The sequence below is a fragment of the Virgibacillus halodenitrificans genome, assembly GCF_001878675.1.
Classification (GTDB): Bacteria; Bacillota; Bacilli; order Bacillales; family Amphibacillaceae; genus Virgibacillus_Q; species Virgibacillus_Q halodenitrificans.
Genome location: NZ_CP017962.1, coordinates 42297 through 54919 on the forward strand (window position 1 = coordinate 42297; position 12623 = coordinate 54919).

Here is a 12623-nt window from a genome sequence, read left to right on the forward strand (position 1 = left end):
GAGGGGAATCATATTATGAGCTATCAAGCTTTATACCGCGTTTGGCGTCCTAGGAAATTCCAGGATGTTGTTGGACAAACACATATTACCCGAACATTGCAGAACGCAATTATTCAGGAAAAATTTTCACATGCTTATTTATTCTCCGGTCCAAGAGGGACGGGGAAAACAAGTGCTGCAAAAATTTTTGCAAAGACGATTAATTGTGAACACGCGCCGGTAAAAGAACCATGCAATGAATGTGCCGCATGTCGTGGGATTCAGGATGGTTCTATTTCTGATGTAATCGAAATTGACGCAGCTTCCAATACCAGTGTTGATGATATTCGTGAAATTAGGGACAAGGTGAAATATGCATCAAGTGTTGTTCCGTACAAAGTATATATTATTGACGAAGTGCATATGATTTCTGTTAATGCATTTAATGCATTACTGAAAACCTTGGAAGAACCACCAAAGCATGTAGTATTTATTCTTGCTACAACGGAGCCGCACAAGATACCATTAACCATTCTTTCCAGATGCCAGCGTTTTGACTTTAAGCCGATTTCCAATCAGGCAATCGTCGAGCGCATGCAAACAATTATTGGCACAGAAAATATTTCTGTTTCCTCTGAAGCCTTAGAGACAGTAGCTTTGGCTGCTGAAGGTGGGATGAGAGATGCCTTAAGCATTCTAGATCAAGCCATCTCTTATAGTGAGGAATCGGTCGAATTGGAGGATGTGTTGGCTGTTACTGGTGGAGTTTCACAACAAATCCTTAATCGCATTGTAAAGGCAATGTACGAAAGAAATGTAGAAGATGCATTACGGTTACTTGATGAACTGATTCAAAATGGCAAAGACCCGGGTCGGTTTGTTTATGACATGATTTACTTTATGCGTGATTTACTACTTTTCAAGAGTGCACCAGACCTTGAAGGGCTACTTGAACGCGCCCGGGTGGAAGAGGAATTTACTCAGCTGGCTGACATGATTTCCATTGATTGGGTTCAACATGCTATTATGCAATTAAACCAGTGTCAACAGGAAATAAAATGGACCAACAGTCCGAAAGTATTTATAGAAATAACTATTTTAAGTCTTACAAATAGAGTTCAACAAGAAGAAACACCTTCAGCGTCCGGTGACACAGAGATGGTCACAAAGCTTACTTCGAGATTAGCTACACTTGAGAAAGAATTGACCATGTTAAAGGAAAATCCGGTTGTTCAATCTCAACCTGTACCACAGAGGGAAACAAGAAGAGCACCAGCGCGCTCTTCAAAAAATGGTTTTAAGATTCCATATGATCGCATACGGGAAGCTTTAAAACAGGCTGGAAAACCAGCATTAAAAAGTGTGCAATCACACTGGGCTGATTTTCTAAGTAAATTAAAAACGACAAATGCACCTGCACATGCTACAATACAGGATAGTAAGCCAGCAGCAGCTTCGGATGAAATATTAATTGTCGCATTTAAATACGAAATTCATTGTTCGTTATTTATGGATAACAGGGAGACTGTAGAATCTGTGTTGGAAACAGTGATGGGTAAAAACTTAACGATTATACCTATTCCTGAAAAAGCTTGGACAGAACTAAGAGCTGAATATATTAATAAACAAGAAAAACCAGCAGATTCTGAACAGGAGCAAGCAGATCCATTAATTGAGGAAGCACGTAAGCTCGTTGGTGATGATTTGTTAGAAATACATGATTAATAAAAAATAAAAATGAGCTGAATATAAAGGAGGCGTTTTTCCATGAAAGGTATGGGAAATATGGGTAACATGATGAAGCAGATGCAAAAAATGCAAAAGAAAATGATGAAAGCACAGGATGAGCTTCACGAAATGACGTTTGAAGCATCTGCTGGGGGCGGAATGGTTACCGTAGTAGCAAATGGTAAAAAAGAAATTACTGATGTTCAGATTAAAGAAGAAGTAGTAGATCCTGATGATGTTGATATGCTACAAGACCTTATTCTTGCTGCAACCAATGATGTATTGAAGCAAATTGATGATAAAACAAATGATACAATGGGACAGTTTACAAAAGGAATGAACATGCCAGGAATGTTCTAAATTGCTTTAGCGACTTATAAATTCAAGTATTTGAAAGCTATAAGTCGCTATTGTTCAGGGCAGGGCAGTTTAGATCTGTCCTTTTTATAGGCGCTTGCGCTTTTGTTCTTGCTTAGGAAACTATAAATTTTAGGACCTGTGATTAATTAATATTACTGAATTAGCCATGTCCAGCTCCAGCACCTACCCCCCCCCCCGAGGTCTTAAGCAATAACTCTACATGGCAAAAAAGAGATATGCTCTTGCGCTACGCTCATCGCAAAGCTGCATGAGGCATATTCAAGCAGTACTTCAAGAAGTTATTGAAATTAGCTGCTTCGCCATTACGATTTCTTGCTTAAGCTTGTCAGGGGTGACCAAGGTGCTTGCGCTTTTGTTTTTAGGAGGCACACTGCATGTATTATCCAGAGCCAATTTCAAAATTAATTGACAGCTTTACAAAATTGCCAGGCATTGGGCCGAAAACCGCAGTCCGACTGGCATTTTTCGTTTTAAATATGAAGGATGATGATGTTCTTGACTTTGCGAATGCATTGGTGAACGCAAAGAGAGAGTTAACACATTGCTCCATTTGTGGTCATATTACGGATCAGGACCCCTGTTCTATCTGTCAGGATACGACGAGAGATCAGTCCATTATTTGTGTTGTGCAGGATCCTAAGGATGTTATCGCAATGGAAAAAATGAAAGAATACCACGGGAAATATCACGTGCTTCATGGCGCAATCTCTCCGATGGATGGTATCGGTCCTGAAGATATTAACGTACCTGATTTAATAAATCGTCTGAAGGATGAAGAGGTAAAAGAGTTAATATTAGCGACAAACCCGAATATTGAAGGGGAAGCTACCGCAATGTATATATCCAGACTTGTTAGACCATCAGGTATTCGAACAACCCGAATTGCACACGGGTTACCAGTAGGCGGAGATCTTGAATATGCGGATGAAGTAACCCTTTCAAAAGCATTGGAAGGCAGAAGAGATGTATAGGATTAGGTGTGATTTCTCATGGGGAGAAAAATAAAGAAGTATGATGTAGATAGGCAATTGCTTGACGCCTTTTATGAAATAGAGAATGAGTGGAAGCAGATAGAATCTTTCATGGGTAGAAGCTTCGAAGCAAATCAAGCAGGCAGGCAACAGGAAGCATTAGCCCGAGCCAAATACTTATTTTTGCTAAGAGAAGCAAGGCATCGAAACGTCAGTGCGAAATGGTATAAATAAGTATACAAGAAAGGCAGGATAATTATCCTGCCTTTCTTGTTGTCTAAATACCAAAAAGTAGCTTGAGTGATAGGAGACCCACTAAGTTTAAACAAAATTATCTCCTGCTGATTAATTAATTCTCCGGCGGATAAATTCGCTCTCCTGCTGATATCTCCATCCTCACCTACGAAACTACCTTCATGAAGTGGGGTTCTTTTTTTCTTCTCTCCCACATATATACTAGAAAGGGGAAGAGGGAAGGAAGTGGTAATATAATGAGTTCGACCATCATCATTTCTATTATGATTGGTTTAATTGTGCTCTTATTGTTTGTAGGCGCGCCAATAAAACCGATGCGCTTTATTGGACAGGCTACAGTAAAGTTAGGTATTGGCATTCTGTTTTTATTTTTCGTAAATGTATTTGGCGGAGCCTTTGGTCTGCATATTCCTATTAATCTATTTACAGCGAGCATATCCGGATTTTTGGGTCTTTTTGGAGTAGCCTCTCTTGCAGCAATTCATTTATTTATAATATAAACTAATATTCTATGAATATTTTCCGTTAGATTAGGAGATACTAATTTCTAACGGAGGTGGGGAAATGAATAAATCAACTTACAATGAACGTTGCGGTATTTGTGAAGAACCGAAGGAGAAGGGTATTCATCTATATACCATGTTTATCTGCTGTGAGTGTGAGCATAACATGATACACACTGAACCAAGAGAAGAAAAATATGCATACTACCTACAAAAATTAAAAAATATAACTAAACCAAAGCTATATTCGTAAATAGATACAAGTCTTTGCTCGCAAAGGCTTTTTTTGTTTGCTTAGGAAACTATTAAATTTAGAATCTCTGGCTGCTTTTTATTACTGGATGAGCCATGTCCAGCTCCAGCGCCTACGCTTTTTTATTTGGGGTTTTATACTAAAGTGATTTACACTTATAGAAAAAGCTGGTGGAGGAAATAGAAATGGATCATAGAAAGACACCAATATATCAAGCACTAATTAACCATGCAAAACAAAGACCATTATCTTTCCACGTACCAGGTCATAAAAATGGAGAAATCTTTCCCGAGTTTGCGAAAGATTATTTTCATCCACTTTTACATATGGATCTGACAGAGTTAAGTGGATTGGATGATCTACATGCTCCAAATGGAATAATCGCAGAGGCAGAGGAATTGGCAGCCAACTTTTTTCAAGCGAACAATACGTTTTTCTTGGTTGGAGGAAGTACTGTCGGCAATCTTGCGATGATACTGGCAACATGTTCGTCTGGAGAGCGAGTCATTGTTCAGCGCAATAGTCATAAGTCTATTATGAACGGGGTGGAGCTTAGTGGCGCCTGTCCCATTTTTATAAATCCTGAATATGATGAGGAATTAGAAAGATATACTCATCCAAGTGTGGCAACATTACAGAAGGCAATTCACACATATCCAGATGCCAAAGCAGTACTATTAACATATCCTGACTATTATGGTAATACATATGATCTCCAGGCTATGATAGAAGAAGCACATGCATATAATATACCTGTTTTAGTGGATGAGGCACATGGGGTGCATTTTTCAATCGGCCGACCATTTCCGCCGTCCGCTTTGGAGTTAGGAGCAGATGTGGTTGTGCAATCGGCACACAAAATGGCTCCAGCGATGACAATGTCTTCTTATTTACATATGCGAACAGAAAGAGTTTCTGAACAAAGTATTGCTCACTATTTGCAAGCACTGCAATCCAGCAGTCCATCTTATCCAATGATGGCTTCACTTGATCTTGCACGCTTCTTTTTGGCGACAGTAACTACAGAGGATAAAGTAATGATTATTGAAAAATCAGCAGAAGTAGAGCAATTATTAAATGAATCAGATTATTGGTTGGTAAGAAGGGGACAAGATCCACTAAAATTAACGTTACACGTGAAACAATTTGCTTCTGCAAATGAAATAGCTAAGCTTTTTGAATCAGAAGGAATATACCCAGAGCTCGTAACCCATAACCAACTATTACTTGTACTTGGATTAAAACCCTTCGAACCTATTAATAGGTTAAAAAAAGCAGTGAAAAGAATAAATGATCAATTAAAAAATAGTCATAAGCATGATACAATAGAATTAACAACGCTATTTCCGGAAAAAATAGAGGAATTAGCATTGTCATATAGTGAAATGAAGCAGTATAGTTCTAAAAAAGTGTCTTATAAAAAGGCATTAGGATATATAGCGGCAGAAGCAGTAATCCCTTACCCGCCTGGAATCCCGCTGATATTAAAAGGGCAGAGGATTACTGGAAATCAGATAAGTGCTATAGAAAAGTTGGCAAAGCAAGGTGTAAAAATCCAATTACGGGATCAAAGTGGGATTCGGATTTTTACAGGGATTGATGAAGGAGAAGAAACGACGTGAGCGGATATTTTATAACAATTGAAGGTGGCGAAGGAGCAGGGAAAAGCACTGTTCTTGAATCGTTGACACAACAGTTAACAGCCCGCGGCTATGATGTACTAGCTACACGAGAGCCTGGTGGTATTGAAATTGCTGAGCAAATCAGAAAGGTAATTCTTGATCCATTAAACATTAAAATGGAAAAAAGAACGGAAGCGTTATTGTATGCTGCAGCAAGGCGCCAACATTTAGTGGAAAAGGTATTGCCGGCATTAGAAAACGGAAAGATCGTCCTATGTGATCGTTTTATAGATAGCAGCTTGGCTTACCAAGGTTTTGCACGAGGAATAGGGATGGATGAGGTATTTTCAATTAACCAATTTGCCATACAGGATTGCATGCCTGATTTAACACTTTTTTTTGATATTTCACCAAAAAAAGGATTAGAACGTATTTCGGCGAATAAAAATAGAGAAAGAAACCGTTTGGACTTGGAAAAGCTTCATTTTCATGAACAGGTTTATGAAGCTTATCAGCTATTAATTAAGAAATTCCCTGAGCGTATTCACACAATTAATGCAGACCAAACGGTAGATGCTGTTGAGAGTGAAGCATTTGATTGTATTACTACTAATTTAGCAAAAAGGGAGATGAAGAAATGAAGTTAATTATTGCGGTTATCCAAGATAAAGATTCTAATCGGCTCGTTGATGCGTTAGGTAGTGAAAATTTTAAGACAACCAAGCTAGCCACTACTGGAGGGTTTCTGAAGGAAGGAAATACTACCCTTATGATCGGTTGTGAGGATGCGTATGTAGATGAGGCTTTGGAAATCATTAAAGCAAATTGCTCTCATCGGGAGCAGATGGTTGCTCCAATTTCACCTATGGGTGGTAATGCGGATTCTTATATTCCAAAACCAGTAAAAGTAGAGGTTGGAGGGGCAACCTGTTTCATCCTGCCTATTGAATCCTTCTTTCAATTTTAATAAATCATTGCTAAAGCTTGTTAGCACTGGTTAAAAGGAACTGATTATATGAAAATTAATTCAGAAATGAAGGCAAAAACCGAAACAACCTATTCTCGTCCTACACAGGCTGATGCTAAGGCTTTTAATCAACAACTGCAATCCCAGGTACATCGTTTAGGTGAACAAGGCTTGCAACAATTGATTAAGGATATTTCCTTGCAGGGGGATAAACTGGCTCGTTACCGTACTTTCCGTGAACTGGCCAAGTTTAAACGAATGGTGAAAGGCTTCTTGCAGGAGACGGTTTCAAAAGGTTTTGGGCTGCACACATCGCATAGCTTCAGTATGGATGGGGGCAGCCGCCAATTATCTATCGTTCAGGAAGTGGATGAAAAGCTTGTTGAATTGACAGAAGAAATTATGAATCAAGAAAAGAAGTCTGTAGATATTTTAGGCCTGATTGGAGAAATTAAAGGACTACTTATTAATATATATACGTGAGAAGTTTTTTATAAGGACGGATAGAGATGAAGACATGGGCAGAAGTAGCAGATATTCAACCGTTAGCTGGAAAAATATTGATGAACAGTATGAAAAAAAATCGCATTTCCCATGCTTATTTACTACAGGGAAAAAGAGGAACTGGAAAAGAAGATATTGCACGCTTACTTGCAAAAGGGCTTTTTTGTAAAGAGAAAAATGGGGTAGAGCCGTGTCATTCATGCACCGAGTGTAAACGAATTGATTCAGGAAATCACCCTGATGTGCATTGGGTAATTCCAGAAGGACAATCAATTAAAATAGAACAAATAAGAAATCTCCAAAAGGAGTTTACGTATTCCGGATTGGAGTCAAATCAAAAAGTATATATTATTCAGGGAGCCGAAACGTTAACAACAAATGCGGCGAACCGAATTCTTAAGTTTCTGGAAGAGCCAAGCAAACAAACAACAGCAATCATGCTTACTGAAAATAGCCAGTCCATTCTTCCGACGATCCGCTCCAGATGTCAAATTATTGATTTAAAGCCACTAAACACCAGAGATTTTCAACAGCAATTATTAGAGCAGGGCATGACAAACAAAAATGCTGCCCTGATGAGTGCATTAACTAATAATTTAAATGAAGCCTTTGAAATGAGCAATGATGAGTGGTTTGCGTCAGCAAGAAAGATAGTGGTACAATTAGTAGAAATGTTTGTAACGAATCCGAAAGATGTCTTTCTTTTTGTTCATAACCATTGGATAAATCATTTTAAAGATAAGACGGAACAAGAACAAGGCATGGATTTGCTGCTTTTAGCATTTAAAGATATTCTTTACTACCAAATAGGTAATGAAAGCTCGCTCGTATTCTTTACTTTGGATGATGAGTTGCTTCAAAAAGCGGCAATGTCTTTTTCACAACATATGTTAATAGAGACATTGGATGCTGTGTTACAAGCAAAAAGAAAGCTGAAGCAAAATGTGCAGCCAACATTAGTAATAGAGCAGTTAGCACTTCAGATACAGAGGTGAGTGATTTGATAGAAGTGATTGGTGTCCGCTTTAAAAAAGCGGGTAAGATATATTATTTTGATCCAGGAGATCATGCAATAGAATTGGACAGTTATGTTATTGTAGAAACAGTTCGTGGCGTGGAATTCGGGAAGGTTGTCCTTGCGAGTAAGCAGGTTGACGAAGAAGATGTCGTACTTCCATTGAAAAAGGTACTACGCTTAGCAGATGAAAAAGACAAGCTTACTATAGTTGAAAATCAGGAACATGCAAAAAAAGCTTTTGATACATGTACCCAAAAGATTATAGAACATAAACTGGATATGAATCTAGTAGAAGTAGAATATACATTTGATCGGAATAAGATTATCTTTTATTTTACAGCAGATGGACGAATTGATTTTCGTAATCTTGTTAAGGACTTGGCAGCGATGTTTAAAACACGGATTGAATTACGGCAAATAGGTGTCCGTGATGAGGCAAAAATGCTTGGAGGTATTGGTCCGTGTGGAAGAATGCTTTGCTGTTCCACATTTTTGGGGGATTTTGAACCTGTTTCAATTAAAATGGCCAAGGATCAAAACTTATCTCTTAATCCAGCAAAGATTTCCGGTTTATGTGGTCGGTTAATGTGCTGCCTCAAGTATGAAAATGACGAATACGAGGAAGCAAAACGTGTGTTACCTGATATTGGACAGACTATTCGAACACCATTAGGTAAAGGAAAAGTAGTTGGTCTAAACATCCTAGAACGACTCATCCAAATCGAAATTCCAGAATTAGAACGAGTAATCGAATATACTATGGATGAACTAATAGAAGAAGGAATTCTAGCGCAAGCCACAGAATAATGGGGTGAGTAGGCGTGAAAAACAGGCAAATTTTTGATCAGGTTTCTGATATGGAAAAGCAAATAGGTGAACTATATGAACAATTAGGTGATTTGAAAGGCCGATTAAGTGATTTGTTAGAGGAAAATCACCGATTAGCTATGGAAAACCACAATTTGCGAAACCACTTGGAACATACAAATAAAGAACAAGAGGCAAAAGTTAAAAACAAACAAAAATCAAAGAGCTTCCCTGGTGAAGGCTATGATAATTTAGCGAGATTATATGAAGAAGGATTCCATATATGTAATCTTGAATTTGGTAGCCCAAGGCGTAATGAGGATTGTATGTTTTGCCTGGATTTTTTAAATAAAACGAAATAAAAGAAAGGCTGTCTCCGTTTTGGGACAGCCTTTCTTTTAAGCGGCCTGTTGTAAGCAGCTAAGAAAGGAAAAAGAAATGGTACAATTATATGATGATGAACGCTTGGATTATTTGCTGGCAGATGAGAGTATGAAAATTATCCAAAGCCCTTCCGCATTTTCGTTTTCCCTTGATGCAGTTTTACTCGCTTATTTTGCATCTATACCAAGGAAAAAAGGAAATATTTTGGATTTATGTACAGGCAATGGGGTCATTCCATTATTATTATCTGGTAAAACGAAAGCAAAAATTACAGGTGTAGAGATCCAAAAGCGAATCTTCCACATGGCTGAACGGAATATAGATTTAAATGAACTGGGTGAACAGCTTCAGGTTCTTCATGGTGATTTGAAAGAAATGCAGTCCGTTTTAGGTCAAAGCACGTTTGATGTAGTGACATGCAATCCTCCTTATTTTCCTACACCTTCTAAAACAGAACATAATCAAAATGAATATTTAACGATTGCCAGGCATGAGGTTTACTGTACCTTGGAAGATGTAGTCAAGGCATGTAAGCTTCATGTACGCCCAGGCGGTAAAGTAGCAATGGTACATCGCCCGGGGAGGCTGGTTGACATTATCAATCTTTACCGACAATATAAGCTGGAACCAAAACGAATTCAATTCGTTTATCCAAAGAGAAATAAGGAAGCAAATATGCTTTTAATTGAAGGCATTCGAGATGGGAAGCCTGATCTAAAAGTTTTACCACCATTATATATTTATGAAGATGATGGAACTTATACAAAAGAGGCTGAGGATATTATTTATGACAGAATATGAACATACTGTATATATATTAAAATGTAGTGATGACACATTGTATACTGGTTATACAAATGACATGGAGCATAGGTTAAATATGCATGAAGAAGGAAAAGGGGCAAAATATACAAGAGGGCGAGGCCCGTTTCAAGTAATGTATATTGAAAAATTCCCTACGAAGCAAGCAGCTATGCAAAAGGAATATCAGATTAAACAATTGTCACGGACGGAAAAATTTCAATTAATCCGGGACAGGTTGAAAGAAGTGATTGAATATGAGAATTCAAAAAAGCTTTGAAAAAGAAGAATCGGGCACGCTTTATGTTGTACCCACTCCCATTGGTAATTTAGAAGACATTACTTATCGTGCCTTACAAACCCTTAAAAATGCACATATTATTGCGGCTGAGGATACGAGGAACACAAGAAAGCTATTAAATCACTTTGAAATTAAAACAAAGTTAATTAGTTATCATGAGCATAATAAAATGAGTAGGGAAGATCAATTAATAACTAGGCTGGGAAAAGGGGAGCAGGTTGCTATTGTAAGTGATGCCGGTATGCCTGCAATATCGGATCCAGGTTATGAATTGGTAAAGCACGCAATTGAACAGGATCAAAAGGTTGTTGTACTTCCTGGCGCGAATGCTGCTCTCTGTGCACTGGTTGGCTCTGGTCTTCCTACAGATGCTTTTTATTTTTACGGATTTTTACCTCGTAAAAAGAAGGACAAAATAACTGAGCTAAATAGGTTGGCAAAGCTGCAAGCAACCTTATTATTTTATGAATCGCCATATCGTTTAAAGGATACGTTAAAAGCAATGATGGAAGTGTTTGGGAATCGACGCTTAGTAATTGCACGTGAACTTACGAAGCGGTTTGAAGAATATGCTCGTGGTTCCATAGAAGAGCTAATCTCCTGGTCAGAGAATGGGGAACTGAAGGGAGAGTTTTGTTTAGTTGTTGAAGGTAATGACTCCGAAGAAGAGGAATCAGAACAAACTGTATGGTGGGAAGAATTATCTGTTATGGAACATGTAAACTATTATATTGATTCAAAGCAATTATCAAGTAAACAGGCAATTAAGCAAACAGCAGTTGATCGCAATGTGCCAAAAAGGGAAATTTATCAGGCATATCATATAGAAGAGGAATAAACAGGCTTTAGTTAAATCATGTATTAATACGTAGTTGGAGGGAAATGCGAACTAGTGGTGGAGCACCAAATCTCGCTGCGGAAAAATATTACGCTTTCCGCGGGCGGCCTGCAAGCCTCCTCGAACTCCACTAGCGTTACGTTCTGCGGGGTCTCGCTAGTCTCGCTTTTCCCGCAGGACAAGGAAAGCTACGTCAGCAAGGCATCGCACGAAGAAAATGTGTATTTTCATTTTCGAGGAGTCTTCATATTTTTCCTTCGCTAAGGTGTATATCTCAAAGATTAAAGATAAGAGCTAATTATTCAATTCTTAAATACCTCAAATTAATCAATAGCACATACCAATTGATTGGAATGGAAGATGGCAATCTAAAAACGCCACGTCCTGTGGCAACGATTGCATGACCAACGTCCTGTTGGCCCACGACTCCTGCCGGAATAGCATGAGCTGAAGACCCTGCACGGAGCGTAGCGGAGGAAGCGGCTGAAGCCATGCCGGCGGAAAGCGTTCATCTGTAATGGAAATCAATGGCGGTAGATGATCATCAAAACGTATTAAAATATATTTTAGTAGTGTATCTTTTAGAAACAGTAATTTACAATACTTACAGTTACGTCGTAGTTTATCTATTTTACGAATTACTTTAATCTCATTAATAGTTATAAATAAAAGAACAAGAGCTGTCATTTGACAGCTCTTGTTCTTTTAATGGATATCAAGCTTTTTAGCGACCCCCAAGACCAGCTCAACGTTTCTCTTTATTCTTTGTTGAGACTGGATTGGATTTCGTCAACCAATTGTTTAGCACTTTCAGGGCTAACTATAAGTTTACCATTTGCTAAAGAAAGATTATCTTCAGATACTTCCCCAGTAAGGTGACAACTCATATTAGATTGGTATTTTTTTAGGATGATTTTATCATTATCCACGTAAATTTCCATAGCGTCTTTTTCATGGATATCCAGTGTACGACGCAGTTCAATTGGTATTACCACACGCCCAAGTTCATCAACTTTACGTACTATTCCTGTAGATTTCAACATTTGTCCCCCTTATTAGGTAGAAAGAGTGCTCTGAATAATTTTACTTTATGTAAGCATTCAATCCCCTTATTATTATATGATATAAAAAAATCGTCATTTTTCGACATATATCTACGCAATAGAATATCAAGTAATCCTTTTTATGTCAATATGGTTTTCTAAAAAATACAAATATAGTAGAAAATTTGTTAATTGATTACACTTTTAGGTTAATACTATACTTGCACGGTATTTGGCAAAATCCGTGATAAAAGCTACAATAGAAATA

16 protein-coding genes and 1 pseudogene are annotated in these 12623 nt (G+C 38.0%); 16 read left to right on the top strand and 1 reads right to left on the bottom strand.

Annotation, left to right across the window (positions count from 1 at the left end; genetic code table 11):
• Positions 1–15 precede the first annotated feature (15 nt).
• The 16 genes and pseudogenes from dnaX to rsmI all read left to right on the top strand — a co-directional run bounded on the left by dnaX (position 16) and on the right by rsmI (position 11312).
• On the top strand, positions 16–1704 hold the full coding sequence (gene dnaX, locus BME96_RS00195; RefSeq protein ID WP_071647996.1) for a DNA polymerase III subunit gamma/tau: 1689 nt from the start codon (positions 16–18) through the stop codon (positions 1702–1704).
• A 42-nt stretch (positions 1705–1746) separates the two neighbouring features.
• On the top strand, positions 1747–2067 hold the full coding sequence (locus BME96_RS00200) for a YbaB/EbfC family nucleoid-associated protein (protein ID WP_019378907.1): 321 nt from the start codon (positions 1747–1749) through the stop codon (positions 2065–2067).
• 395 nt (positions 2068–2462) lie between these two features.
• On the top strand, positions 2463–3059 hold the full coding sequence (recR, locus tag BME96_RS00205) for a recombination mediator RecR (protein ID WP_019378908.1): 597 nt from the start codon (positions 2463–2465) through the stop codon (positions 3057–3059).
• A gap of 18 nt (positions 3060–3077) precedes the next feature.
• Positions 3078–3293: a YaaL family protein gene (locus tag BME96_RS00210; protein WP_019378909.1), complete on the top strand. Its 216-nt coding sequence runs from the start codon at positions 3078–3080 to the stop codon at positions 3291–3293.
• A 257-nt stretch (positions 3294–3550) separates the two neighbouring features.
• Positions 3551–3814, top strand: coding sequence for a pro-sigmaK processing inhibitor BofA family protein (locus tag BME96_RS00215; protein WP_019378910.1), 264 nt, complete (start codon positions 3551–3553; stop codon positions 3812–3814).
• A 64-nt stretch (positions 3815–3878) separates the two neighbouring features.
• Positions 3879–4070 (top strand): sigma factor G inhibitor Gin, encoded by a 192-nt coding sequence (locus BME96_RS00220; protein WP_019378911.1) that lies wholly within the window; start codon positions 3879–3881, stop codon positions 4068–4070.
• A gap of 185 nt (positions 4071–4255) precedes the next feature.
• On the top strand, positions 4256–5692 hold the full coding sequence (locus BME96_RS00225) for an aminotransferase class I/II-fold pyridoxal phosphate-dependent enzyme (protein ID WP_071647997.1): 1437 nt from the start codon (positions 4256–4258) through the stop codon (positions 5690–5692).
• Positions 5689–6361: pseudogene (gene tmk, locus BME96_RS00230) on the top strand (dTMP kinase). The gene BME96_RS00225 and the pseudogene tmk overlap by 4 nt, the downstream one beginning before the upstream one ends.
• Positions 6330–6659 (top strand): cyclic-di-AMP receptor, encoded by a 330-nt coding sequence (locus BME96_RS00235; protein WP_019378914.1) that lies wholly within the window; start codon positions 6330–6332, stop codon positions 6657–6659. Before tmk ends, BME96_RS00235 begins: the two are co-directional and overlap by 32 nt.
• A 48-nt stretch (positions 6660–6707) precedes the next feature.
• Positions 6708–7142 (top strand): YaaR family protein, encoded by a 435-nt coding sequence (locus BME96_RS00240; protein ID WP_071647999.1) that lies wholly within the window; start codon positions 6708–6710, stop codon positions 7140–7142.
• Between the two features lie 26 nt (positions 7143–7168).
• Positions 7169–8158, top strand: a complete 990-nt coding sequence (gene holB / locus BME96_RS00245) for a DNA polymerase III subunit delta' (RefSeq protein WP_071648000.1) — start codon at positions 7169–7171, stop codon at positions 8156–8158.
• A gap of 5 nt (positions 8159–8163) precedes the next feature.
• A complete protein-coding gene (locus BME96_RS00250; RefSeq protein ID WP_019378917.1) occupies positions 8164–8988 on the top strand; it encodes a PSP1 domain-containing protein in 825 nt (274 codons plus the stop codon).
• Between the two features lie 50 nt (positions 8989–9038).
• Positions 9039–9350: a DNA replication initiation control protein YabA gene (gene yabA, locus BME96_RS00255; protein ID WP_202395589.1), complete on the top strand. Its 312-nt coding sequence runs from the start codon at positions 9039–9041 to the stop codon at positions 9348–9350.
• A gap of 76 nt (positions 9351–9426) precedes the next feature.
• On the top strand, positions 9427–10173 hold the full coding sequence (locus BME96_RS00260) for a tRNA1(Val) (adenine(37)-N6)-methyltransferase (protein ID WP_019378919.1): 747 nt from the start codon (positions 9427–9429) through the stop codon (positions 10171–10173).
• Entirely contained in the window at positions 10160–10453 is a 294-nt protein-coding gene (locus tag BME96_RS00265) for a GIY-YIG nuclease family protein (protein ID WP_019378920.1), read from the top strand. The genes BME96_RS00260 and BME96_RS00265 overlap by 14 nt, the downstream gene beginning before the upstream one ends.
• Positions 10431–11312 carry a 16S rRNA (cytidine(1402)-2'-O)-methyltransferase gene (rsmI, locus tag BME96_RS00270; protein WP_071648001.1) on the top strand — a complete coding sequence of 294 codons (882 nt, stop codon included), beginning with the start codon at positions 10431–10433 and terminating at the stop codon, positions 11310–11312. Before BME96_RS00265 ends, rsmI begins: the two co-directional genes overlap by 23 nt.
• A 758-nt stretch (positions 11313–12070) precedes the next feature.
• Here rsmI and BME96_RS00280 read toward each other — a convergent pair.
• Positions 12071–12352 (bottom strand): transition state genes transcriptional regulator AbrB, encoded by a 282-nt coding sequence (locus BME96_RS00280; RefSeq protein ID WP_019376382.1) that lies wholly within the window; start codon positions 12350–12352, stop codon positions 12071–12073.
• Between the last annotated feature and the right edge of the window lie 271 nt (positions 12353–12623).